The sequence below is a fragment of the Mucilaginibacter phenanthrenivorans genome, from assembly GCF_024721155.1.
GTDB lineage: Bacteria > Bacteroidota > Bacteroidia > Sphingobacteriales > Sphingobacteriaceae > Mucilaginibacter > Mucilaginibacter phenanthrenivorans.
Genome location: NZ_JAHVAP010000011.1, coordinates 99,997 through 126,804, shown reverse-complemented (window position 1 = coordinate 126,804; position 26,808 = coordinate 99,997). Strand labels below are relative to the sequence as shown.

Annotated in this window: 18 protein-coding genes; 14 read left to right on the top strand and 4 right to left on the bottom strand. The window is 42.9% G+C overall.

From position 1 onward, the window contains the following. Window positions 1–17: 17 nt before the first annotated feature. The 3 genes from KXD93_RS23930 (at window position 18) to KXD93_RS23920 (ending at window position 4,947) form a co-directional block, all read left to right on the top strand. The gene (locus KXD93_RS23930; RefSeq protein ID WP_258139931.1) at window positions 18–2,333 is read left to right on the top strand and encodes an efflux RND transporter permease subunit; all 2,316 of its coding nucleotides are present in this window, start codon (window positions 18–20) and stop codon (window positions 2,331–2,333) included. 125 nt (window positions 2,334–2,458) lie between these two features. Then, a complete protein-coding gene (locus KXD93_RS23925) occupies window positions 2,459–3,235 on the top strand; it encodes an SDR family oxidoreductase (RefSeq protein WP_258139929.1) in 777 nt (258 codons plus the stop codon). Between the two features lie 101 nt (window positions 3,236–3,336). Beyond that, window positions 3,337–4,947, top strand: coding sequence for a DUF3943 domain-containing protein (locus tag KXD93_RS23920; protein WP_258139928.1), 1,611 nt, complete (start codon window positions 3,337–3,339; stop codon window positions 4,945–4,947). A gap of 12 nt (window positions 4,948–4,959) precedes the next feature. Here KXD93_RS23920 and KXD93_RS23915 read toward each other — a convergent pair whose 3' ends face one another. Beyond that, window positions 4,960–5,775 (bottom strand): phytanoyl-CoA dioxygenase family protein, encoded by an 816-nt coding sequence (locus KXD93_RS23915; RefSeq protein ID WP_258139927.1) that lies wholly within the window; start codon window positions 5,773–5,775, stop codon window positions 4,960–4,962. 125 nt (window positions 5,776–5,900) lie between these two features. Between KXD93_RS23915 and KXD93_RS23910 the strand changes: the two genes are divergently transcribed. After that, window positions 5,901–6,794 carry an AraC family transcriptional regulator gene (locus KXD93_RS23910; protein WP_258139926.1) on the top strand — a complete coding sequence of 298 codons (894 nt, stop codon included), beginning with the start codon at window positions 5,901–5,903 and terminating at the stop codon, window positions 6,792–6,794. A gap of 31 nt (window positions 6,795–6,825) precedes the next feature. Here the strand turns inward: KXD93_RS23910 and KXD93_RS23905 are convergent, their stop codons facing one another. Then, window positions 6,826–8,391 carry an alpha-amylase family glycosyl hydrolase gene (locus tag KXD93_RS23905; RefSeq protein ID WP_258139925.1) on the bottom strand — a complete coding sequence of 522 codons (1,566 nt, stop codon included), beginning with the start codon at window positions 8,389–8,391 and terminating at the stop codon, window positions 6,826–6,828. Window positions 8,392–8,725: 334 nt separating this feature from the next. Between KXD93_RS23905 and KXD93_RS23900 the strand changes: the two genes are divergently transcribed. Next, window positions 8,726–9,565, top strand: a complete 840-nt coding sequence (locus KXD93_RS23900; RefSeq protein WP_258139924.1) for an alpha/beta hydrolase — start codon at window positions 8,726–8,728, stop codon at window positions 9,563–9,565. Between the two features lie 285 nt (window positions 9,566–9,850). Here KXD93_RS23900 and yiaA read toward each other — a convergent pair whose 3' ends face one another. After that, complete coding sequence (gene yiaA / locus KXD93_RS23895; RefSeq protein WP_258139923.1) at window positions 9,851–10,318, bottom strand: inner membrane protein YiaA; 468 nt, start codon at window positions 10,316–10,318, stop codon at window positions 9,851–9,853. Window positions 10,319–10,448: 130 nt separating this feature from the next. Between yiaA and KXD93_RS23890 the strand changes: the two genes are divergently transcribed. From KXD93_RS23890 to KXD93_RS23870, 5 genes are all read left to right on the top strand, one after another. Then, window positions 10,449–11,954, top strand: coding sequence for a hypothetical protein (locus KXD93_RS23890; RefSeq protein ID WP_258139922.1), 1,506 nt, complete (start codon window positions 10,449–10,451; stop codon window positions 11,952–11,954). A 142-nt stretch (window positions 11,955–12,096) separates the two neighbouring features. Beyond that, entirely contained in the window at window positions 12,097–12,549 is a 453-nt protein-coding gene (locus tag KXD93_RS23885; protein WP_258139921.1) for a 3-oxoacyl-ACP synthase, read from the top strand. Window positions 12,550–12,679: 130 nt separating this feature from the next. Then, window positions 12,680–13,081: an RNA-binding regulator gene (gene rbp, locus KXD93_RS23880; RefSeq protein WP_258139920.1), complete on the top strand. Its 402-nt coding sequence runs from the start codon at window positions 12,680–12,682 to the stop codon at window positions 13,079–13,081. A gap of 431 nt (window positions 13,082–13,512) precedes the next feature. Next, a complete protein-coding gene (locus KXD93_RS23875; RefSeq protein WP_258139913.1) occupies window positions 13,513–14,685 on the top strand; it encodes a DUF5009 domain-containing protein in 1,173 nt (390 codons plus the stop codon). A 507-nt stretch (window positions 14,686–15,192) separates the two neighbouring features. Then, a complete protein-coding gene (locus KXD93_RS23870; RefSeq protein ID WP_258139912.1) occupies window positions 15,193–17,364 on the top strand; it encodes a carbohydrate binding family 9 domain-containing protein in 2,172 nt (723 codons plus the stop codon). 181 nt (window positions 17,365–17,545) lie between these two features. Here KXD93_RS23870 and KXD93_RS23865 read toward each other — a convergent pair whose 3' ends face one another. Further along, window positions 17,546–18,388 (bottom strand): ThuA domain-containing protein, encoded by an 843-nt coding sequence (locus KXD93_RS23865; RefSeq protein WP_258139911.1) that lies wholly within the window; start codon window positions 18,386–18,388, stop codon window positions 17,546–17,548. A gap of 380 nt (window positions 18,389–18,768) precedes the next feature. Here KXD93_RS23865 and KXD93_RS23860 point away from each other — a divergent pair, with 380 nt between their 5' ends. The 4 genes from KXD93_RS23860 to KXD93_RS23845 all read left to right on the top strand — a co-directional run bounded on the left by KXD93_RS23860 (window position 18,769) and on the right by KXD93_RS23845 (window position 26,592). After that, complete coding sequence (locus KXD93_RS23860) at window positions 18,769–21,492, top strand: TonB-dependent receptor (protein WP_258139910.1); 2,724 nt, start codon at window positions 18,769–18,771, stop codon at window positions 21,490–21,492. 13 nt (window positions 21,493–21,505) lie between these two features. After that, on the top strand, window positions 21,506–22,714 hold the full coding sequence (locus KXD93_RS23855; protein WP_258139909.1) for a right-handed parallel beta-helix repeat-containing protein: 1,209 nt from the start codon (window positions 21,506–21,508) through the stop codon (window positions 22,712–22,714). 100 nt (window positions 22,715–22,814) lie between these two features. Continuing rightward, the gene (locus tag KXD93_RS23850; protein ID WP_258139908.1) at window positions 22,815–25,532 is read left to right on the top strand and encodes a bifunctional YncE family protein/alkaline phosphatase family protein; all 2,718 of its coding nucleotides are present in this window, start codon (window positions 22,815–22,817) and stop codon (window positions 25,530–25,532) included. A gap of 49 nt (window positions 25,533–25,581) precedes the next feature. After that, window positions 25,582–26,592, top strand: coding sequence for a YncE family protein (locus tag KXD93_RS23845; protein WP_258139907.1), 1,011 nt, complete (start codon window positions 25,582–25,584; stop codon window positions 26,590–26,592). Window positions 26,593–26,808 lie beyond the last annotated feature (216 nt).

The following is a 26,808-nucleotide window of genomic DNA, read 5'->3' as shown; positions in this document are numbered from 1 at the left end:
AAAATTTACTTCAATATATGACGTGGAACAAGCTTGCTGATTTTATTTTAAAAAAAAGGTTACCCGTGCTGCTGCTTATTATCCTAGGCAGCGTTTTTATGGGTTACCAGGCAAGCAAGGTAAAAATAACCTTTAACGGCGGCAAGGTGCTGCCGGTAACCGATTCGGCCTACATCAGGTATATGCAGTTCAAAGGTCTGTTTGGGCAGGATGCCAATACCATGGTGATCGGCTTTAAATCGCCCAAAATATTTGATAAGGATGTTTTTAACGATTGGTATAAAATTGCCTGCCATGTAAAAGGCATTAAGGGCATTAACGGCGTTGTATCTGTTGCCAACGTTTACAATATCACCAAGGATACGCTTCAACATAAATATGTATTAAAACCGCTGACACCTGGCTTACTAGCCACTGATAAAGCTGCTGATAGCATCAAACAAAAATTCAACTCCCTGCCATTTTATAAGGGGCTTGTTTTAAGCGAGGACGGCCAATCAACCCTGATGGCGATCAGCTTTGACGGTAAGATAATAAATACGCCTAAGCGCGTGCCTATTCTGAATGCCATATTAAAGGATGGTAAGGAATTTGAGCAAAAACATAACATCCGGATGCACTATTCTGGTTTGCCGCTGATCAGAACTGTAGCCGGCGACCTGATCAAGAACGAGTTTGTGCTTTTCCTTGGCCTGTCATTGTTAATTACACTGACCATTCTTACCCTGATATTCCGCTCATTTTATGCTGTGTTCTTCCCGGCAGTAGTGGTATTGCTTGGCGTTACCTTCAGCATGGGCATCCTGGTGCTGATGCATTATGAAATCACCATCCTCACAGGCATCATGCCATCGCTGGTAGTAATTATTGGGGTGCCGAATAGTGTGTTCATACTCAATAAATACTATTACGAGTATGGTATTACAGGCAATAAAATGCAGGCCCTGCATACTACGATAGCAAAGGCTGGCATCACCACTTTTATCGCCAATGTTACTACAGCAATTGGTTTCGCAGTACTGTGCCTTACCAATAGCGAACTGTTGGTACAATTCGGGCTGGTAGCATCAACCAGCATTATGGTGACTTTTGCACTAAGCCTTATTTTAGTGCCAATTATCTTCAGTTATCTGCCGAACCCTAAAGCACGCCAGGATAAGATAAAGGACCGCAAGTTTATCCGCGCCATCTTAACAATTATGGATCACCTGGTTCATAACCACCGCAAGGCAATTTATACCGTGACCATAATACTTGTAATTATATGCACGTATGGTGTTACCAGGATAAACGTTAACAGCTATGTTGTTGATGATCTGCCCAAATCAAATAATACACTTACCGATCTGCGCTTTTTTGAGGCCAACTTTAAAGGCGTGTTGCCGTTGGAGGTAAGCATCGACACTAAACGCAAGAATGGAGTAATGAATAATGCTGTCATCCGTAAGGTTGAAAGGCTTGAAAAACTGATCTCGTCCAAGCCGGAGTTTAGCAGGTCGTTATCGTTAACGCAAGGATTGAAGTTCTTAACCCAATCATTTTACGGCGGCAACCCGGAGTATTACCGCCTGCCAAGCGGTATGGAGCAGGGTTTTATTTTAGGATATGCGGGTAACTCGGGCAAGAGCACCGATATGCTGAAAAGCTATCTCGACAGTACCCGCCGCTTTACAAGGGTGACTTTTGAAATGGTGGATATCGGCTCAGCCAAAATGAACAAGGTGCTTGTTGATCTGCAGCCAGGCATCGATTCGATATTCAACCCTACGAAATACCACGTTGAGCTAACCGGATCGAGCATAATATTTATAAAAGGGGCTAACTATATGGTGAAAAACCTGTACGAGAGCCTCGCCTGGGCAATAGTTTTGATAGCTATCATCATGTGGATTCTGTTCCGGGGGGTGAAAATGATCGCTGTATCATTACTGCCAAACCTTATCCCGCTGGTTATTACCGCAGGTATAATGGGTTTCTTTGGCATCCCGCTTAAACCATCCAGCATCCTGATTTTTAGCATAGCCATGGGGATATCTTCCGACCAAACCATTTACTTTATAACCCGCTACAGGCAGGAATTGAAAAGTACTAAAAAAAGTATCTCGGCTATTGTATCAGATACCATCCGCGAAACGGGTGTTAGTATGATCTATATTGCTACCATATTGTTTTTTGGGTTCGGTGTATTTGCTGCATCAACATTTGGCGGTACACAAGCGCTGGGCATTTTGCTTTCTGTTACGTTATTGGTGTCGATGATCAGCAACCTTACTTTGCTACCTGCGTTTTTGCTGAGTATAGAGAAGAGGGAGTTGAAGAAGAAGGTTGAGTAAGTTGATTTAGAGAGTGGTTGATTAAGTTTGAAATAATTTAAAACTTATTAAGACCTTAAAACTTTTTATTGATACAATTTAACTCAATCAACCTAATCTAACCCAATCCAACTTAACCAACTAATATGGACTTAAAACTCACCAATAAAGTAGCCATTGTATTAGCCGCCAGTAAAGGCCTGGGCAAGGCAATAGCAACCTCATTATCTGCTGAGGGGGCGAAGGTTATTATCGGCTCGCGTGATGAGGCTGAACTTGCGAAAACAGCTTATGACATTCAGCGGATCACCGGTAACGAAGTGATCGCTATTCCTGTTGATGTGTCAAACGGTGACGAGATCAAACACTTTATTGAACAGGCTGCCGAAAAGTTTGGACGGATAGATATTTTGTTAAACAACGCAGGAGGGCCGCCATTTAACAAATTCGAGAATTTTGATGATGATGCATGGCAAAAAGCTTTTGAGCTTAACCTGCTGAGCGTTGCCCGTACCAGCAGACTGGTATTGCCACATATGCAAAAGACTGGCAGCGGCCGCATCATTAATATCATTAGCGGATCAGTAAAGGCGGTGCTGGGTAACTCAGTATTGTCAACCAGTATGCGGATGGGCGTTGTTGGCATGGCCAAGCTGATGGCCGATGAATTTGGACCGTATAATATCACCGTAAATAATGTTGCCCCCGGCATGATCTTAACTGACAGGTTGAAGCATACCTTGCCGCAAGATGCAGACCCCGAACAGGCATTAAAGGAAAAAGCAAAGAACATCCCGTTAGGCCGCATAGGTAAGCCTGAGGAGTTGGCTGCTTTGGTTACATTCCTTGCATCGGAGCAAGCCGCGTATATCAGCGGCACAACCATACAGGTTGATGGCGGCGCCAACAGGAGCATATTCTAAATGATTTATATTAATTTATTGTAATAAGAAAGTTACTTTTCTTTCCACAATGCAAACAGTTTGATTTATTGGGAGTTATAGCATAACATTTATGTTATACTATGATGAATTTATACTTCCTGTTTTCGACATTGGCCATTATTTTGTCGACCGTATTGACTGGTAGGAAAAGTAAAAAAATCCTGTTTTTTTGTTTCCTGCTGATCACGTCAACGCACGTTTTTGCGCAGGTTACGCCAATTGACACCATAAAGCCCGGAAAAGGCGATCCCAATCAACAACTAAAACAAATTAAAGCTGCTAAAGTACAGCAGTTATCAGATTCAACAGGAGGCAGCCAACCCAAAAAAAATCCGCTGATAGATACAACGCTGCGCAATAAGTATGGCGATCTTTTAAATGATGATATCAGGTATAATAAGAAATATCCTATATGGAAGCCAGCAGTTGAGGTATTAGGCATCAACGTATTTACAAACGGATTAGACAGGCTTCTCGGCGAAGACTTTTCGCACGTGGGCCCATCAACCTGGAACTACAATTTTAATAAAGGGTGGGAGTGGGATTCAGACAGGTTTGGCATCAACTTCATCGGGCACCCTTACACTGGTTCTATGTATTTTAATGCAGCGCGGTCGCAGGGGTATAGCTACCTGCAATCTGTGCCTTTTGCCGTTGGGGGGAGTTTGATATGGGAGTATTTTGGTGAAACTACCCGGCCCTCGTACAACGACGTGATCAACACGCCTGTAAACGGCGCTTTTTTAGGAGAGATCTTCTATCGCCTAAGTTCGAATATTTTAGACGACAGGGCACGGGGCGCTAACCGCTTCTTTCGTGAATTAACTGCCGGACTTGTCGACCCGGTAAGAGGACTTAATCGCTTGCTGCAGGGAAAATCGTTCAGGCATACCACCACCGAGGTTTATCAAAAGGAACCGCTGAATATAACCCTGTTTGCCGGTATTCATAAAATCAATAATTACAAATCTGCCTTCGGGTCTGGTCCAACAGAAATGTTGTTAAACGTGCAATTAGACTATGGTAATCCTTTTGAAGATATCTACCGTAAACCTTTTGATTTTTTCAGGCTGCGTACCGAGTTTAGTTTTGGCTCGGGTAGAAAGCTGCTTGATAATTTAACCGGATATGGCTATTTGATTGGCGATAACACCAAAATTGGCAAGCTGTCGCTGTTATACGGCGCATTTCAGTATGATGATTACTGGGATAACAGAACATTCGAACTGGGAGCAATAGGACTTGGTGGTGGAATCTTTACCAAGTACCCGATCACCAAAAATATAAATATTTATACCAACGCGCATTTTGCGCTTGTCCCTTTAGCGGGCAACAGTACCCGTTTCGGCCCCGATACTTCGCAGGTGAGGGATTATACGTATAACGACGGGTTAGAAGCTAAGGTCGAAAGCACTGTGAACTTTGGCAAGTATGCAAGTGCATCGTTTGTTTACTATTACTTTTTGCTGCACACTTATGTTGGGGCAGCAGGGAATAATCATGTAAGCATTTTAAAGCCGAGAGTAACCGTTCGGGTTTTTGATAATATTAGTCTTGGTTTTGAGCATTTTATATACTACGATGACAGGTACCTAAAAACAGCTGCACCTATTCACTCTGTTCGTACAGAGCAAAAGATCTTTGTATCGTGGTTTCTTGAGGATCCACAGCGAAAGGATCGGTATAATTAAATTTATGAGCCTTTATAATAACCTGGGGTTCAGCTCTGAATTTATTTCAGAACCGATAGGTACGCCCATCAGCCATTTTTCGTGATCGTTTTTTTGCCAGCTATTTTTGTATGGGGTTACACGGGCGCCGTCAGCAACATAAATTATGGTCATTACCTCGCGCATTTTGTCAGAATTATTGCTGTTGGCATGGTGCATGGTAAAACCACGGTGCCAGGTGGCATCCCCGGCCTTCATGGTATTGGCCCTGCTTATCGGGAATTCATGCGCTGCAACATAATCAGCATAAGCACTTTCTGATTCGTCCGAGATCTCGAAATTAAATATAGAACCTTTTGTATACGATCCCGATGCGAAGGTTAGCATCCCCATATCAACATCAATGTCAACCAAAGGCATCCACATGGTTATGGTGTTATAAGTATCAATTGGCCAGTAATACTGGTCCTGGTGCCATGGGGTGGGGCCGCCACCTGGTTCTTTAAAAAGGGCCTGGTCGTGGTACAGGCGTACGTTTGCAACACCCATAAGGTCAGCGGCAATTTTTGCCATGCGTTTAGCCAATACAAATCTGCGGGCATCTTCGTCGCTTTGCCACAGGTTCATTATCTGTAAAAAAGCCTTGCCGTAAGTATCCCTGTCTTCCAGCTTACGCTTTTCGGTATTGTATTTATCGGCTGCGTTTACAATTATGGGTCGGTAAACAGCAATTTCCTCTTCGCTAAGTACACCTTCCACAAGGGTATGCCCCTTTTCCTGGAACTCATCAATATTATCCTGAGGTGTTCTTATAAGGTCGTCCAGCAATGGCAATACTTGGGTCTCCATGTTATTTATTGGTTTATACTCAAAGTAAATTATACTTTTCGCCAAAAAAAATGACTTAAATGGTGTAATTGTGGTTTATTTTATCCCTATATTTAACATATAAATAAAATTTATTAAAATATACCATGATAAAGGCCTCGTATGAGATTCTTCAGCCGGTAAACGGTCTGTCGTTTTTGCTGCGAAAGTTCGATAGTTTTGCCTTTGACGCACCCTATCACTTCCATGCGGAGTATGAATTAACCTATATTGTAGCGGGCTCGGGCAAGCGTTACGTGGGCAGCCACATGCAAAACTTTACCAGCGGCGACCTGGTGCTGATAGGGCCCAACGTTCCGCACTGCTGGAAGCTGGACGACACACAGGAAATGCGACCGGCAGGTGCAATTGTGATCCAGTTTGATGGCGCCTTTTTAGGTGCTGATTTCTTTAATAAAATAGAACTTCAACATATTAAACGCCTTTTTCAAAAAAGCGGAAGCGGGATCAGCTTTCATGGCGATACGCAGCGGGCAGTTAATCAAAGCTTGCTGGCCCTTAGCGCAGAGGATAATAGCTTTCGGTTGTTGATTGGCCTGCTTGAAGCGCTGCAGCGCCTGGCACAATCAGCCGAATATGCATTGCTTGACCAAAACCAGCTAATTGCAGAACGTTCGCTGGCCGAACAGGAACGCATAAACCCGGTATTTGCCTACCTGGTTGAAAACTTCAGGCACCAGGTTTCGCTTGACACCGCCGCCGGTATTGCCAACATGACCACCAATGCTTTTTGCAAATACTTTAAAAAGATCACCCGTAAAACCTTTATGGAAACAATAATTGAGTATCGCCTCAATTACGCCATTCAGCAGCTGGTGCAAACGGATAAACCCATCTCCGAAATTGCCTTTGAGAGCGGTTTTGGCGATGTGTCGCACTTTTACAAAATGTTTAAGGTTAAAATGCAGCTGAGTCCGCTTAACTACCGCAAAAAATTTATGCGCAGCTTTGGAGGGATGGAAGAGGTGATTGTAGCTTGAGGGAGAGGACAAAGCGATACAGGCGTGTTAACTACATTCCCCAGATTGCTACCCCATAAGCCGGCAAACTCACAAATACTGAACTTCCGCTAACAACGGGCTTGCTATCGCCATATAAAACTTTTAATTTATTGCCTAAACCACGGATGATATTTGCGGATACCGCTTTGTTCGAAAGGTTTACCACAACTATAAATTGCCTGCTGCCATCATAGTGCATAAAGCTGAACACGTGATCGTTATCATTGGGTAATGTCTTATAGGTACCCTTTGATATTATTGGATTTGCCTTGCGGATAGCGATCATCCGGCGGTAAAAGTTCCACAAAGAGTTTGGTTCATCCTGCTCTTCTTCAAGCGAGATGCCGTCGTTTGGCTTATCATTATTAAACGCATCCTTATGTGGCCCGGTTTGTTTGTACCAGTATGCCATGCCTTTGCCCTCATCAGTTTTATACCATTCAAACGCTTCCCTGTCGGGGATCTCGTTGGCATCGGTGGCCCCAAATTTGGCGCTGGAGCCGGTCATCCCAAGTTCCTGTCCGTAATAAATGGATGGCACGCCACCTATCAGCAGGTTTAAAGCGGCTGCTACCTTTAGCTTGCCTGGGTTGCCTTTTGCGTCGTAGCTAAAGCGGGGGGTGTCGTGATTCTCAATAAATACCACCTGTTGTTTACCTGCCGGGGTTGCAGAAAAAGTAGAGTCGGCATTTTGGGTGAGCATTTTTTTATTTAGTGCACGGATAGAATAAGCCAGCCTGAATGCAAACACCCGGTCGACACCGCCATGCTGCAGGTAATCCAACCCTAATGATAGCCATTGCGCCTGCTCGGCAACAATGCTTATCTTCGGATTAACCTGGCGCAACCTGCTTAACAAAGGGTTCCAAAAGGTGTCGAAAAGGTGGGGGAGGATGTGCTTACCATCAAGGTCATCCATCATATGGTCAAGCCTGAAGCCGTCCACACCGTCATCAAATTTACCATCACCGTTAGGGTCCATCCAGTATTTAAAAAGCTGGTAATTGTATTCCAGCACCTTTGGGCTGTTTAAGTTAACGGTAGTTATTTTGCGGTACACATCGTCATAGCCTTTTAATCCCTCCAGGTTATAAACTATTGTTGTGGGCTTTGTATGCGCCTTATCGTCATAAATAATATAGTCGGCATAGGGCGAATTAAAGTTATTTAGACCGTCTTTCCACCAGGTATGGTCCTCGGTAACATATTGCGTTTCCATGTCCATATAAAACTTCATCCCCCGGCGATGAAGCTCTTTAACAAGCGCCAGGTAATCATTAAGCGTGCCATATTTGGGGTCGATCTTCTTAAAATCACTTGAAAAATAGTTATGATAAAAAACGGATTCGTACAGTGGCGTAAGCAATACCGCTGTAACGCCAAGTTTTTGCAGGTAATCCAGCTTTTGGCGAATGCCGTTCAGGTCGCCGTGCATATCGCCATTGCTGTCATAAAAGCTACGTTGAAAGATGTGATAGATGATCTCCTCCTGGTTTGCAGCTTTTTTTTGGGCAACCACGCCGGTGCTAACAATAGCGCACTCCAGCACAAAAAGTAATAGTACCTTAACTTTCATTATTTAAATAATTGGCTGGATGAAAGTATACATCCCCACAGCAAAAAACAATGCGGTATTTGTTATAAAAATGGTAAATTTTATCAATCGTATCGCCCGTATAATATTTAATAAGGTTGAATGTTTACCAATCGGGTAATATCTTCCTACAAATCGCCAATATTTGCATGTTTTAGCCCGAAAAAAATCGGTTGTTTTGCAGCATCTTTTGATTGATCAACTCCGGGCAGTGTTGCTAAATTGTTTTTCCTGCCTGTTGTAGCGATCTTTTGTGATTGTGCGTTACTGCTGTAAAAAGATATATACTACTACTTAAACAAGTTCAATACATTCAATGGTCAAATTCAGAATCAGGCCGGGATCAGTTTTGCCCGTGCCCAGGTTTAAAACTTTAGAGGTATCCAATCCTTCGTTCGAAAATCATAATCTTCGCTTTATTACGGTAAAAACACCTCATCTGAAGGGCCGGGGTGATATTTGTGTTTACGTGCCTGCCAATGTTGGCCCAACTGATACATTGCCCATAGTAATACTTTTACACGGCGTTTATGGCAGCGCCTGGAGCTGGGCATTTAGTTCGGGAGTCCATTTAAAAGCTAATGAGCTGATTGAAAAAGGCGAACTTCCGCCTATGATAATTGCAATGCCGTCTGACGGGATGTGGGGGGATGGTTCGGCGTATTTACCGCTCAACTCCTATAATTTTGAAAAATGGATAGCCGAGGATGTGCCTGATGCCTTAGCCCTGAGCATTAGGGGCGCAAATGAAAGTTCGCCGTTGTTTATTTCGGGGATGTCAATGGGCGGATTTGGCGCACTGCGTATTGGGGCTAAGTATGGTGATAAATTCAGGGCGATTTCAGCGCATTCAGCCATTACCAGCCTGCCGCAGATCAAATTCTTTGTAGAAGAATCATTAAAACATTATGCCCAGGATACTGTGGCCGATGAGGATGTATTTGAAACATTCGTGAAATACCGTAAGCAGTTGCCACCAGTACGGTTTGACTGTGGCACAGGCGACCTGTTGATCAACTACAATCGCAGCCTCCATGAAAAAATGGATAAGGAGGGAATACCGCACATATACGGGGAAAATCCGGGCGGACATGAGTGGTCATATTGGTCGGTTCACATCGTCGAATCGTTAAAGTTTTTTACTGAATTTATATAAATATTAGGGGGAAAACGATGCTTTTTAACGCGAACATTCAGCGCTGGAAAATAAATTATCATAAAATTGCAAGTTTTTTTAATTCGATAAAACAGAATGGTACTTTATTACGTTAGTACTGCATATAGATGCATTCTCGCATTTATAATTGTGATAAGGTTTAGGTTGAAAGTCCCCAAGCAGCGAGTGCAAGGGGACTTTCGTATTTAGAGAAGTTTGGGAGTAATGCGTAAATAAACCCCGCAGACTTGCCAGGCAAAGTGCTGCGGGGTAGCAACCGCTACGTTACAACTCTTTATCCTCGAACATCTTTGCGTCGCGGGTGTTTTTTTGTACGGCAATGGCCGAAAACATGCTTAGGCAGAATGCCATGGCGTAAAAGCCTTTCTCGCTTAGCGCGAGACTTGCATTCCAAAGGCCAATCGTCAACAGGATCATTGCCGCAATAGTGGCAAACCAACTCAGGCCGTAGTAAAGGTCCGTAACGGCGAGCCCTTCAGCCCTGTCCCTAACGCTTTTTTGTACGGAGATTACGGCGAATAAGCCAAATAATAAAATGGTGAAATAATATCCCTTTTCGTTCAACCCCATACTTGCGTTCCATAAGCCGACGCAATATCCCACCATTCCTGTTAATAAGGCAAACCATGAGGCGCCTATAAATGCGGCAGTCGGTTTAAAAGGGTTTCTAACCTTTTCGCCATGTTTTAAGATGGATGAATTTTCTTCTGTTCTGTGTTGTAGCGGTTCCATATTATTTTGTTTTGTGATTAATATGAAAGCAAATGTCGGATGCGGAATAGACCTGCGAAAATCAGATTATGGAAATTACTGACGATATAATTTGTAATTATTGTACCTTTATGTACACTAATATATCTATATGGACTCGCTTTCGGAGTTAGTTAACCTGCTCAATAGTACAGACAAAAAGCTTTTCAGGCTGTTTTTACAGCAGAAAAACAAAAGGTTTGATGTGAAGAATTTAGCTTTGCTGGATTTGATAGAAACTGACGATATAAATGGTTTAAACAAGCTTTACGAGTCGAAGAAAAATAATGATGCATACCATGCTTTACGCAAAAGATTGCAGGATAATTTGCTGCTGTTCTTATCGCAGAAGACTTTTGAAAATAATAATTCTGACACCTATGATGCACTGCGCCTCGTTGTAGTGGGACGTTTTTTGTTGGAGAATGATGTGATCAAGATAGCGTTTAAATGTTTGGATAAGGCTGAACGGCTGGCTGAACATTTGGAGCAGTTTAATTTGTTGAACGAGATCTTGCTGTTAAAGGTACAATACACCCACCTGCCGGGAGCAGAAGGCCTCGATGCTTTGACCGTACGCTTCCTACGGAACCAGTCTGATATGCAACGCGAGGCCAAGCTCAATATGGCTTATGCCTTTTTGAGGCAGGAACTGCAGGAGATACATTTGAAAGGGAAGATCGTTAATTTGACGGCCTTGATACTGAAGACAATCCGGAAGTATAAAATTTCCTCACAAGACCTGATGACCTACAAGTCCATTTACCAAATTCTCTTCATCGCGAATGAATACGCGGCAATACAGCAGAATTATGGGCTGATAGAACGCTATGTCGATCGGACGAATAAATTTATGCAAGCCCAGGTGCATAAAAAACAATCTTATCTTTTTTACCATATATCCATCTTATATTTTTTGGCGAACTTTCATCTGAGGCGACAGAATTTCGCAGGGAGTGCATCCTATCTTAAGGACATGATGGATTTAATGGTAACGGATAGTCGCTATTATGCGCTGTTTTATTTACCTCACCAGTTACTGTCTGCGCTCAACCTGTTCTTTACAGGCTTTGCTAATGATGCGATCGCGCTATTAGAGGAATCGCTCTCCAACACAAAGTATAGGTCTAAGCCGGAGGACGTCGAGGATTTACGAATATGCCTGGCAATGTTTTTAGCCTTGTGCAATGAGCGGGGAAGTTTAAAACAGCTGACTTTACTGACGCGCACCGATGCCTGGTATGAAAAAAAAATGGGCATGTTATGGACCATTCGAAAGAACTTGATGGAAATTTTGGTCCACGCACAGTTCTCTAACATCGAGCTTGCCATGTCCCGACTAAACAGCTTCCGACGCAGGTATAAGAAGTATCTGCTGAAAACTTCCGAAGAACGCGTGCTGTTGTTTTTGAGGATGGTTGAAAAATACCTGTTGAAACCCGATGTGGTTTTTGAAACGGCGTATAGAAAAGCGGTTTTAAACCTGGCAGGCAGGGACGAGAATAACGATATCTTCACTTTGAGTTTTATTGCCTGGCTGATAGCACGCTGGGAGAAAAAAACCGCTTATAAAGTCGTGCTAACACTCATACATGATGACAGCTATGCGCTGCAATAACTCACAATAGTTTTGGGGACAATATGCTTGCAATTCTTCGAACGCTGCCTGTAACTGAAGAGCACCGTGTTGCAGTGACTTTTCGTCTAAAACAGCTATCTTTCGCACTTTACTGACTTTTCCGACTTTCGGACCCCATCAAATGATCGAACTAAAAAAAGAATTATACAACCAGTGCCTTAACTACGTGCAAAAAAGCATGGAGGCGGCGCAGCTGGCCATTAACGAGGCCCAAAAGGCATCTACTGATGATACCAAGAGCAGCGCCGGTGATAAATACGAAACCGGCCGCGAAATGATGCAGCAGGAAACCGACCGGAATATGAAGCAATTAAATGAAGCCAATAAATTAAAAGTTGCGCTAAACAAAATAAGTCCCAATACTGTTGCTGATAATGTTGATACCGGGAGTGTGGTTATAACCAACAGCGGTAACTTTTATGTTGCTGTTAGCGCAGGAATTTTAACTGTTAAGGATGAGAAGTATTTTGCAATATCGCCGGGTTCGCCAATTGGAATTAAGCTTATGGGACAGAAAGCCGGTGCTGAAGTTAAGTTGAACGACAAATTATATCACATAAAAGCTGTAATTTAATGTATTTTTAAAAATAAGTTTCGTGTATTTGTAAATAGTTGCATTAAGTATAAAATATCTATTACTATATTTGATGTCAATAATAAGGTGGTGAGCAAAAGTAGACTTGCCCGTAATAAATTAAATTTTGATGAACATATTCGTAGGAAGTCTTCCTTTCTCATTAGAGGAAGCCGATTTAAGAGAGCTTTTCGAAGCCTATGGTGAAGTTAGCACCGTAAAATTAATTAGTGACAGAGAAACCGGCAGAAGCAAGGGTTTCGGCTTTGTAGAAATGTCAGATGATGAGGCCGCTCAAAAAGCGATCACAGGCTTAAACGGCGCTGATGTTAAAGGCAGATCAATTGCGGTTAGCCAGGCAGAAGAAAAGAAACGTGACGACCGCAGAAGCGGCGGCGGCGGTGGTTATGGCGGCAACCGCGGTGGCGGTGGTGGCTATGGCGGCGGCGGAAGCCGTGGTGGAAGTGGCGGCGGTGGCGGCTACTCTCGCGACAACAACCGTGGCGGTGGCGGCGGTGGCAGCCGTTGGTAATATAAAATATTGTAAAAGGCCTTACCTGCATGGTAAGGCCTTTTGCACTTGATCTATTATCTACCCTTGTAAAAACGCAAACCCAGGTTTGCAGCGCTTTTAGTCCGATAGGCCTTTCAGTGGCTTGCCCATGATTTTTGCGTACTTATCTATCGCCAGTAATTCTACCGGGATGTTTTTTCCTTTAATATTATCGGGTACATTTATCAACCTGTATGCCAAATTGGTAATTAGCCGGTAACTCTCGCTTTGTGCATCGCGTATCCCGCACTACAAATCCACTACTTGAATTTCCTGTTTACCTGATACTTCGGTAATGTTTTTTAAAAAGATCTCCATCTTTTGCAATTATAACATAAACGATACATAAATATTTGAATCATACCGCTTATATTTAAATCACTATTTTAAAGCTGATTAAAACCTGAGCAATGTTCCAAATAAAACGTCTTCATTCAATTGATGTGCTGCGCGCCATTAATATGTTCTTCATGATTTTTGTGAACGATCTTAGCGGCGTTAGCCATGTGCCCAAATGGATCGATCACGTAAAGGCCAATGAAGACGGAATGCACTTTGCTGATACCGTATTTCCATTATTTCTTTTTATAGCAGGCTTGTCAATCCCGCTGGCTATCGGCAGGCGCATTGATAAGGGAAATTCCTTTAAGTCAATTGCGGTTTATATATTGTTGCGGTCGTTCGCATTAATAGTAATGGGCTTTTTCCATGTAAACATGGAAGATTACAGCAAGGAGGCACTGCTGCCTCTGCCGGTTTGGGAATTGCTGCTGACAATCAGCTTCTTTTTAATATGGCTTGATTACCCCGAAACTATGGCTAAAACAAAACGCTACGTGTTGATGGGCATCGGCATTGTAACCCTGATCGTTCTCGGGATTTTATACAAAGGCAACGCCGAAGAGGGTGGAACGCGCTGGCTGGATCCGGCATGGTGGGGCATTCTCGGCCTAATAGGTTGGGCATACCTGGTATGTGCGGGAATATACCTGTTGGTAAAGGGCAATTTTACAGGTCTTGTTATTGCACTGGTTTTGCTGGTAGCCATAAATCTTATCGTTCATGGCAGGGTATTCCATCTGCGGATCCCGATAATTAAGGATGGGTCATGTGCGTCCTTAATGATGTTTGGGGTGGTAGTATCATTGCTGTATGCGAAAATAATAGCTAAGGGAAGTTATAAATGGCTGTGGCAGGTATTTACTGTGGCCGGCATTGCTTTAATTGGCCTTGGTTTTTTTGTACGCCCATATACCCAGGGGATCTCCAAAATTCATTCGACGCCTGCATGGATCTTTATATGTGCAGGTATCGGCATTTTATTATTTGAACTGCTGATATGGCTGGTTGATGTGAAAGGAAAGGAAAGCTGGTTTAAAATTATTAAACCGGCAGGCACCAGCACATTGACCTGTTATTTGATACCGTATTTAATGGTTGGCTTCTTTTCGCTAATCAACTTTAATTACCCGGATTTCTTTAACACAGGCGCTGGCGGTATTTTCCGGTCGATCGCTATTGCGTTTATAACCATTTTTATTACGGGCTTCCTTGAGAGGCGGCGGCTCAGGCTTAAGATATAACACATCCGTTATACATCAGGATTTACGATACAATACGTGATTTAAAATTTAAGGGTTTACAAAGCGCCTCCTGATAAGGGGCTTTTTGTGGTAGCGACGTAGACTGCCGCAGAGAGCTTCTACGTACAGAAAAAAAAGGCTATAAAACAAAAAAAGAGGAAGCGGGCGCTCTCTCTTTTTTGTAGTAACTGACCTCATTATTTATCATAAAGAACTAGTTGGTTAGAACGAAAATAATAATTACACAAATATATATTCTATGGGAATACAAGACTAATTTTTTAACACATTTTAACACGTTTTTTTCAAAAAAAGTTCAATAAATACCAACATAGGCTTATTTGTTAACATTTTAGACATTTTCGGGGCGATTTTAGGGTTTTTTGACCCCTTATTGTACCAGAATAAAGGGCGAATAACCAATTTTAATCCAAAGTAATCCAAACATAGATTATATTAGAACAAAAATAAGCGCAAACAGCGCCATAATTATTAAAACCACCGGCTTTGAAGTTTAGACCTTTACTTGCAATTTGTTTATTATTTTGCCTGAATCTTTTAGCTCAAAAGAAAAACAGCCAGTTTAAATATCATATTCACAGGTTAACTTCTGCTGTTAAAATAGACGGGATTATGGATGAACCTGCATGGCAGGATGTAGAGGTTGCCGGCAACTTTAGGATGGTGCTGCCGATGGATACGAGTTTTGCGAAAGTTAAAACAGAAGTGAGGATGGCTTATGACGATAAGAACGTTTATATCCTTGCCATATGTTATAAAGCCTTTCCCGGCCAGAGTATGGTAGAATCGCTAAAACGGGATTTTTCTTTTCTAAAGAATGACAACTTCATTTTCTTTATGGACACCTATAATGACCAAACGAATGGCTATTCATTTGGTTCGAATGCTGTAGGAGCGGAGTGGGATGGCACCATGTACGAGGGAGGCAAGGTTGATCTTAGCTGGACTAACAAATGGGTTTCGGCGGTAAAGGACTATCCTGATAAATATATTTTTGAGGCATCTATTCCCTTTAAATCCATCAGGTATAAAAAGGGGATTTCGGAATGGGGTATAAATTTCAGCAGGAATGATCTGCGTACCACCGAAAAATCAAGCTGGACGCCTGTGCCACGGCAATTCCCTACGGCATCATTAGCTTATACAGGTACGTTGGTTTGGGATACGCCACCGCCCGATCCCGGGCCGAATATTGCTATCGTACCATACTTGCTAACAGGGGTGACCAAAGATTACGCGAATCATAAAAATGCCGTCTTCCACGTTGAAGCAGGAGGCGACGCCAAGATAGCCATCTCGTCAGCCCTGAACCTCGATCTTACCGTGCATCCGGATTTTTCGCAGGTAGATGCCGATAAGCAGGTAACTAATTTAAGTCGTTATGAGTTGTTCTATCCGGAAACCCGGCAGTTCTTCCTGGAGAACGGCGACCAGTTCAATAACTTCGGTTATGCATCCATCAGGCCATTTTTTTCACGGCGGATAGGTTTAACATCCACGATTATTGGCGGGGCAAGATTAAGCGGGAAGCTTGATCAAAACTGGCGTATTAGCATAATGGACATGCAAACCAACAGTAACCAGGAAACAGGTGTCCCTGCTCAAAACTTCACCATGATTGCCTTACAGCGAAAAATCTTCGCCCGTTCCAATATTGGTTTCCTGTTTGTGAATAAACAATCCTTTAATTACCCGCCATCAGCGTCGGCAACTCCGGCAGATACCAAATACAACAGCAACTTTGGATTGGAGTATAACATCGCCTCGTCCGACAATTTATTAACGGGTAAGGTGCTGGCGCTAAAGTCATTCAGTCCTGATAAAAAGGGGCACGACTTTACACAAGCTGGCAACCTGCAATTCGCCAATAAGTACTGGGCCGTTGGGGGGCAGTATGAGGTGGTGGGTGCAAACTATAACGCTGGCGTTGGCTATGTGCCGCGGCAAGGGTATATCAAGCTTAATCCATACATCGGGTACCTGTTTTTTCCTACCCATGGCGCTATCCTGAGCCATGGTCCGCAGCTTAACCTTACTGATTATTATGATGGCTCGTTTAACCCAACAGACAACCGGGCCTTCCTTTCGTACCTGATAACGTTCAGGAACAAAAGCACTTTAACCGGCCTTGTGGAGCGCGATTATGTAAAGCTGCTGCAGCCTTACGATCCTACTAATTACACCGGGAGCCTGTTACCCGTAGGATTACAGAGTACCTGGCACAATGTCGAAATATCATACTTCTCAATCCCTCAAAGATTGTTTACCTATGATTTTACGCTTGATTATGGCGGTTATTACGACAATGGCAAAAAAATAAGTGTGGCAAATGATGTTGGTTATCGTTTTCAGCCCTATGTAAATATCCAGGTAAATACCACCTATAACAACCTGCAGTTGCCGCAGCCATGGGGAAATAAAGCGTTCTGGCTGGTTGGCCCCCGGGTTGATGTTACAATGACCAATAAGTTTTTCCTGACCGGCTTTTTCCAATATAACCAGCAAGGCAAAAACATTAACATAAATACCCGCCTGCAATGGCGCTACCGCCCCGCATCCGATTTCTTTATTGTTTACACCGATAACTACCTGCCGCGCCCGCTCTTCGTCAAAAACAGGGGATTAGTGTTCAAGTTTACCTATTGGCTGAATAACTGAAGTTAGTTGATTAGAGACTAGTTAATTAGAGACCAGAGATTAGTTGACCGGAACTTAATAAAGAAAAACACTTCCCCCCGGGCTGTGTCCTCACAGCACGCCGCTGAAAGGTAAACGACTAATAAAGTTCTAATATAGCGCGCCAGCTTCCGAAGCTAACTAATCTCTGATTAACTGATCTCTAATCTCTAACCCCACCCAACCACATCAGCGCATCCAAAACCATCTTTGCTTCCATAGGGCTGCTGAAGGTATAAGAGAGGGTTTTGTCGGTATTGTCGTATTTGTGCTCATAGTCCATATCGTTATGGCCCATGTTGAAGTATACCATTTTGTATTTGGTATTGGTCCACACAACGGGATAATAGCCACTGTGCCAGATCTCACTTTGCTTTGGTCCGGTGCCAAGCGGGTAACTGGCAGAATCTATTGAGGCCAGGATCCTGATATCCGGATTTTTGCGCAGGTCATATTCCCAGCGGTACCATTCGTTTGGCGAGGTTTTGAATGTTTTGGGCAGATGCTTTGTTGCCGGGAATTTTGTGTCGACATCCAAAATAGCAGGCGATGGCCGCCAGATGTTGCTTACATACTGACCTGAGCCAAGGAATTCCTTATGATACCAGTCCCAATCCTGGTTATACTTTGAAGGCGTAAGCGCAAAGGCCGAGAAATGGAAGCCCATCCAGGCGCCGCCATTTTTCATGTAATTTTCAAATGCCTTTCGTTGAGCCGGGTCATCGGGCCTGGTATCTAAAAACAGGACCACCTGGTAATGCGATAAAAACTCCGGGTTCAGGTTGCTCCAGTTTTTGGTGGAATCATAAGCGAAATTATACTTAGTGGCCATCTTCGGGAACCAGGCATTAGCTTCGTGCACAAAGCTGATGTGTGCCTTATCTTCCTGGGCCGTGTAAAAGGCTATTACTTTGAATTTAGGCTTGGTGCTTTGGGCACACAGGCTGGTAACGCAAAGTAATATTGAACATATAGAAACGAATGAAGCGGTTATCCTGCGGTTCATAAGTAATGGTTTTTTATTTGGTTTATATTGATCAGCTTAAAATTAGAAACAAAATTTGTTAATAAAACGCCTGGTAGCTACTCATCGCTTGAATATGCTGGGATGTAGAGCGTTTGTAGTGATCCCGCAAGCCTGATTGCGCGTGAAAAAGAGTGTAGTTTTAAAGACAGACAAAAAATGCCCCAATAAAAATTCTGAAAATCTCTTTTCCGTCCGTTAAGTTATTGTTGCATAAATATGTAATTAAGCTTGTGTATTAGGGGGGTAAAAAGCTGTATTGTTAAGTTTTAATTATCAATGAGTTAACAATTATTTTATTCTTATTTTATTCAGTATTTCTCCAATATTGACATGATGCTTTGTGAAAAATCACATGTTATATGAGCATTAAAAATTACTTATTTATACTCTTTATCTTCCTTTCGTCCGTTGCCGCGGCTCAAACCGCGACCCTGAAGGGACAGATCATAGATGGGCAAACCAAGGAACCATTAAGCGGCGCGTTTGTCCATTTTGATGGTAAGAATGGTGGCTCCGTAACAGATGCCTTTGGCCACTATTCAATATCCGGCATCGCCCCCGGAACATACAAGCTTAAGGTAAAGTATGTGGGATTTACTGAATACGAGGGAAAAATAACCTTTACCGCAGGCCAGTCTGCAATGCTAAACGTTAGCCTGCTCGAAAAAACTGAATCGCTTAAAGCCGTAAAGGTTTATGGAGCAGCCAATGCCGAATCGGAGGCATCGTCCCGTAAATCGGAAAAGAATGCGGATAATATCACCAACGTGTTATCTGCACAGGCAATGCAGCGTTCACCGGACATCAATGCTGCGAATGCTTTGGCGCGGGTTTCTGCAATAACCATTCAACGTAATAGCGGCTCGGATGAAGCGTACGCTATTATAAGAGGGCTTGAGCCGCGTTATAACAATACATTGGTTAACGGGGTTAAGGTTACCAGTCCAGATCCTGTATCAAGGTTTATCTCGCTTAGCATTGTTCCGTCCGACTTATTAGAACGGGTAGAAGTAAGCAAAACCCTTACTCCCGAAATGGAAGGTGATGCGATTGGCGGAACGGTAAACCTTGTTTTTAAGGATGCACCGGAATATGAATATTTTAAAGCCAATGGCTCAATAGGTTATAGTGCTATATTTTTTAACCGCAAGTTTGATGATTTTCAACAGGGAGCAGTGCAAAGTAAGAGCCCAACCCAACGGTTCGGCCCCAACTATGTTGCTACCCCAGGCTATTTTTCACGATCGAACCTGGACTTTACTAAAAAAAATGCACCGCCCACCTCGCTTTTAGGTTTTACTTATGGCCGCAGGTTTTTAAACAATAAATTGGGTTTTATTATTGCTGATAGTTACCAAAACCAGTTTTATGGTACAAACTCCCAGTTCAATGTAGCGGAGCCGGATATTCATGTAAGCAATTTTCAACCGGTCATATCAGATGTTGCTAACCGCGCCTATTCTACACAGCAGTTAAATAACGGGTTATCCGGTCACTTGGATTATAAGATCGACGAAAATAACAAGATCAGTCTTGATAACGTGTTTCTTTATACCCGGTTGGCGCAAACCCGCCTAAGCATCGACACTTCTATTTTAGGTGGTAACGGGGGCAGAAAAGGCCCGGGCACGGGAACTGTTTATAATGATGACCGATCATTTATCCAAAACCAGTATTTAGAGAACCTGAAGCTAAACGGCAAACATGTTATTATTGACAAACATTTACTTTTTGATTGGTCGGGTGTTTATTCAAACGCTATGCAGCAAGCTCCGGACAGGGCCGATCTTTCTATCAACCACTTGATCAATCCTGACTTTACCAGGACGGTGGATTACTACGATAATATCACCAGGATCTGGGAAAAAAGCGGCAACAAAGACTTGAGCGCCATGGCAAACCTGGGATACAAAACCGGCCTGGGCGACAATAGTTCACTGGAGATTAAAGCAGGTGGCCTGTACAGGCACAGTACCCGTTATAACCATCAGAACGAATACATATTAAAAGCCGCGCCAACGGCCAACGGTGGGAAAAGCGCCTTCACCGATATTTATTCAAGTGATTTTATAGTATATAACCAAACCGGTACCGACCAAAGCGACGCCACCAACTACACTGCGTATGAAAATATAACAGCGGGTTATGGTGAATTTAAACTCACCGTAGACAAACTGGACGTTGTAGGCGGTGTGCGTGTTGAAGGCACGGAACAAGGCTATCATACCAACCCGGTGGTGTTAAGTATTTATAGCGATGCCAAAAAAACTTATACCGATCTGTTACCAAGCTTGCAGCTGAAATATAAGCTGACAGAAAAATCAAACTTGAGAGCATCTTATTTTAAGTCGATAGCGCGTCCTGCCTTATTTGAGTTGGTGCCTACGCCAACCTTCGGGCAAAGTACGGATGTTACCGGTAATCCAAATGTGCAACATACCGAAGCCAATAACTACGATTTACGTTACGAGTTATATCCTGAAAAGGAAGAACAAATATTTGTAGGTGCCTTTTATAAAGACATCAAAAACCCGATCGAGTTTGCCTTAAATGATTCGAACAACGGGCAATTGAATACCTCGCCCCAGAATTTTGGCACAGCAAAGGTAGCAGGTGCCGAAATTGTTTACAGCAAATATTTCGGAAACCTGGGCGTATCTGGTAACTATACTTACACTTATTCGAATATTAAATCGCCAAAGGATGTACCTGAAGCGGGTTCGGTAGATGGTAAACCGGTAATTAAATACCAAAGCCGGCCATTGCAGGGACAAACCGGGGATGTGTTTAACCTGTCACTCTTGTACAAAAATGATAAACAAAAGGCCTTTGTACAGTTAGCCTATACTTATACCAGCAAAACGTTATCGCTTGTTTATCCAAACTATGGTTATGACTACTACACGCAGCCGCAATCGTTCTTAGCGCTTTCGGCCGAAAAGCAGGTAACCAAACATTTTGTGCTTACCACCAAGGTTAATAATATTTTAAATACGCCAACAACTGTTAAGATCAATAACCTTATACAGTCGAAGGATCTTTATAACGTCAGCTTCAATTTGGGTTTCCGTTATTCACTATAATAAATTTAAAAAGATGAAAGCAAAATATATTTATATACTATTAGCGGGTTCGTTGTTAGCGCTGACACTCAATTCCTGTAAGAAGGGTGAACTTACCACGTTCGATAAAATAAAGATCCCCACAGCAAATCCGCTTGCTGCCGGCAATATCAGCGGGTTTGTAAAGGGTACCTTGTTAAGCGGTAAAACCTATACCGTGACTGCAGACCTTACCGTAAAGAAGGGTGATACCTTGTCATCGCAGCCTGGCGCAATTGTAATGGTTAAAAACAACGCACAGATAACTGTACAAGGCGTGCTGCAGCTAATAGGTACAAAGGATCAGCCGGTTTATTTTAATTCAGACAGCAACAAACCGGGTACCTGGGGCGGTTTTCAATGTGATACGGCCCAGGCAATTACCATAAAGTGGACGCATGTAGATAACACAGGCGGTCCTGACAAATCAGGTAGCGCAAGGGGAACACTGAAGGTAAAAAAGGCAATTAATGTTGATATTGAGGACTCATGGTTTACCAACGGCCAGGACGACTTGATGGCGCTGGGTAATGGCGCCAAAGTGACAATTTTAAGAAATACCATCAGTTCATCAGGTAGTACCGATGGCGAAGGGATCAACCTTAAAACAGGTGTAACGGGTACCGTTGCCTATAACGTAGTGTTTAGCCAGGCAGGATCAGGTATAAAGCTGGAGACAAGCTCAAGTATCCCATTTCCGCAAACTGAAGTTTATGTTTATAACAATACCCTTGTTTCTAATGGATGGAGAAGAGGTTCTGCCGAGCCCGGCCGCGGTGTTTCGGTAGGTGTGAACGCAATTGGGCACATCTATAATAACATTTTCGTTAATGATTATCATGGGATAGAGTTATTTGACGATGGCGACCTGGTGCATACCACCTATGGAAATAACCTTTTTTATGCTACCGTTGATACCTATGCAGATTTGGTGGATCCTAATTTGAAAATTGATATCAGGAGTAACTTTTACCCCGCATCAGGGTTAGGTAAACCACAGCCTACCGATCTTATTTCGACAAAAATAGGTAACTATGATCCGCTTTTTGTCCAGTTCGACGGTACCGTTGCTGCACCCAATGGCTTTCCAAATACTAATAACTTCAGGTTGCAAAGCGGATCGCCGGCTTTTGGTACCGGAAATGCCAAATATAACCAGGATATCGGCGCTTACACTACCGACGGAAAAGGTAATCAACATTGAGCATCAGCAAATAAATAACATTTAATTGTTACCTGAATATGCTTCATTATTAACAAGCAGTTTAATGATGAAGCATATATTTGGCAAATAATTATTGCCCATGTATAAAAGCACAAAACTTCCCTTCTTTTTTATCGCATTAAACATTATGGCATTAGCTGCCTGCCATACTGCCAAAAACAATAAGGCTGATACGGATAACGAACAGCTAAACATGCATAGCGCTTATGACGACAGCACCCTGAATAATAAAATTTTGCCGGTATTAATGCCATATAACAGGGTAATAGACCCGGTTGGTAAAGTAATAACATTTGGTGATCCTGCTGATGAAAACCATAGCATGGATGTTAAACTGATTCCCGGGACAACATCAATAGCTGTAGAAGACAGGTTTGGTATTGCTATAATAGATACGGTAAAACAAAAGGTAGCCGCACGATGGGCTTATAACAGCGATGCTAAGTACAGCGGGTTAATGAGCACCTACTCAGGGCTGAAAGTTTTAAAATCAGATCAAAAGACTTATATTTTTTGGAGCGCGGCAATAGCAAAAGGGCGTCAGTCTCATTCATACGTGTTCCAGGCGGCGCTGAATGGCGAAAAATTGAACATCATAAACGCTTTTGAATTTAAACCGGAAAGCCCGGCCCCGCTGGCCCTGCCAAACGAAGTTGCAATAAATAATGAACACGGCATCGATTATTTATATGTTGTTTTAAATGGTAATAACCAGCTGGTTAAGATTAACCTTAGCGATGGTAAAACAGTTTGGACAAAGCAAACAGGTGTTGCGCCATATGGGATAACCATAGTTAAAGACAAAATTTTTGTAACCAATTGGGCCGGCAAGCAACCCAAAGACACTTTAACCCGCGAAACCGCTGGTGTGCCTTATGGCAGCACATATATTGATCCAAAAACCGGCGCTACCGCATCAGGAACGGTGTCTGTTTATGGTTTGGATGGTTGGGTGATTAAAGAAATACCGGTGGGACTGCATCCCAACGCCATTATAAACAGTGCGGACGAACAATTTGTATATGTAGCCAATGGCAATAGCGATATGGTTTCGGTTATTTCAACCGGCAGCCTGCAAAACGTTGATGCCATTTCTGTTAAACTGATGCCGGGCAAAAAAAGCTTTATTGGCGATACACCAAATGCGCTGGCAATTAATAATACAGGAACAACATTGTATGTTGCCAACGGTCTTGATAATGCGGTAGCTGTTGTAAAATTAGGATCAAAAGCAGCGGCAAAAGGTTTTGGGAAAAGCGAGGTGCAAGGATTTATCCCAACCGAAGCCTATCCTGGTGGTTTAGCGTTGGACGGCAATACCCTTTTTGTTACCAATTTGGAAGGCGAAGGATCGCGGGTTAGCAGTAAAGAGCTTAAAAAGGGTGATGAGTCTTTTAAAGGCGATGTTGACGCCTATAACTCACACCATCAAAAGGCAACAGTTTCTATTATTCAAATACCGGATGGTAAAGGATTACAGGAATATACCGACCGGGTAAAAAAACTAAATCTAACCTTCAGGCAGGAGATTGCACAATTACTGCCGCGTAAAAACATTGCGCCAAAACCAATGCCCGAACGGATAGGGGAGCCGTCGGTATTTAATCACGTACTTTATATTATAAAGGAAAACCGCACTTACGATCAGGTTTTAGGTGATATGCCCGAAGGCAACGGCATGAAATCGCTTTGTATTTATGGCGACAGTATTACGCCAAACCAACATAGCTTAGCCCGCAACTTTTTGTTGCTTGATAACTATTATGCCTCAGGTAAATGTTCGGCCGAAGGGCACCAATGGACCGATGCCGCCATGGTTACTGATTATGTTGAAAAGAGTGTGAGGGCATGGTTCCGCAGTTACCCGCACGTACAGGAAGACGCGCTGGTTTATGACAGCAATGGCTTTATATGGAACAATGCTGCCGATCATGGCAAGACGGTGAGGATTTATGGAGAAGCCTGTATACCACACTTTGATGATAAATTAACATGGACGGATATTTACAATAATTACAAAGCAGGCAAGCCGTTTAGTTTTACCAACACCAGCACCATATCAAGGGTGCGCCCAATGCTTTCGCAAAACTTTCCGGGATCCGACGAGCACCGCATTACGGAGCAAGTGCGGGCAAGTGCGTTTATTAATGAGCTGAAGGAATATGAAGATAAGCCAGGGGATCAGTTGCCGCAATTAATGGTGATGGCCTTATCCGCCGATCATACAGTGGGCACCCGGCCTGGTTTTCCAAGCCCAAATGCGATGGTAGCTGATAATGACCTTGCGCTTGGCCGTATTGTTGAAGCCGTCAGCAAAAGCCGTTTCTGGAAAAACACAGTGATCTTTGTTACCGAGGACGACTCGCAGGCTGGTTGGGACCATGTTTCGGCTTATCGCACTACAGGCTTTATAATAAGTCCGTACAGTGTATTAAAAAGAAATGTAAGTACTAATTATAACCAAACCTGCGTTGTTCGGTCAATTGAACAAATATTGGGGATCCCGCCTATGAACATTATGGATGCTACAGCATTGCCGATGTTTAGTTGTTTCACCAATAAACCATCCGCCCAAACCTACAGCGCCTTAAATAATCGGGTTCCGATTAATGACGTTAACCCCAAATTATCATCACTAAAGGGGGCAGCCTTACATTATGCCAAGCTTTCATTAAGGCCCGAATATGACCATATAGATGGCGGCAATGATGATGTAATGAACCGGATCCTCTGGTTTGCCGCAAAAGGGAAAAAGAAGTATCCGGCTAATTTGGCTGGTAAGGATACTGATGACTAAACTAATTATAAAACCACTTTAAATAACACACTACTAAATTTATAAACACATGAAAAAGACTTTTTTTGCATTGACGGGTATTATTGCCTTGTTAAGCTTAACTGCTGTTAAGCTATTGGCCCAGGGCAACCAATATGTAATAGATAAAACTATTCCGCTGCCCGGCGAGGGCGGCTACGATTATGCCTTTATCGACCAGGTAAATCATGTGCTTTACGCATCGCATGGTACCGCAGTTAACGTGGTTGATCTGCAAACCGAAAAGGTTATTGGCACCATCAGCGGCATGAAGGGCGTTCACGGCATTGCGGTTGTTAATGATCTTAACCGCGGTTTTATCAGCGACGGTAAGGGAAACGCCGCTGTGGCCTTTGACATTAAAACTTTAAAGGTGATTAAAACAATACCAATAACGGGAACAGATGCTGACGGCATTATCTATGATCCGTTTTCTAAAAAGATCTTTGTTTTTGAAGGAGATGGCCATGCAGTTGTAATTGTTGATCCGAGGGAATTGAAACAAGTAAATAAAATAGAATTAGGAGGAGCCCCGGAATTTGCGGTTGCGGACGGGAACGGCTTAGTTTATAACAACCTGGAAGATAAGAGCAGCCTGAATGTGATTGATTCTAAGGCTATGAAAGTGATTAAAAATTACCCGCTTACACCTTGCGGGGGGCCAACAGGCTTGGCACTCGACAAAAAGAACAATCGCTTATTTACGGTTTGCCGTGAAAATAAGGGTATGAGTGTGGTTGATATCAACACCGGCAAGGTTGTACAAACCTTACCAATTGGAGCTGGGGTTGATGCTGTAATTTACGATGCGGCAAATAAAATAGTTATAGCTTCGAACGGTGACGGTACTGCCAGTATATTTAAACAAGATACCCCTGACACTTATAGTCTGCTGCAAACTTTAACTACCCAATATCGCGCAAAAACTATGGCGATGGATCAATCAACCCATAAGCTGTATTTCCCGGTTGCCGACTTTCAAAAGGGAACCAAAACTCAAATTGCCGGAACTTTTAAATTATTGGTTTACAAGCCGGAGTAATTCATAACTAAAATAATATTAAACGGAGTGTTTTTGCTGGGGATACTGAATTGCAAAGGCGAAGTGTTGTACGAAAACGAGCTCACAAAATAACTGGCGGGTGGTTAAACGCCGAACCTGCTAACATCTGATAAAAAGCCATCTCAATAGGATGGCTTTTTGTGTATACGCTTTAGATTATTCGAACAGTACCATTTAATATTTTTGACAATGCTT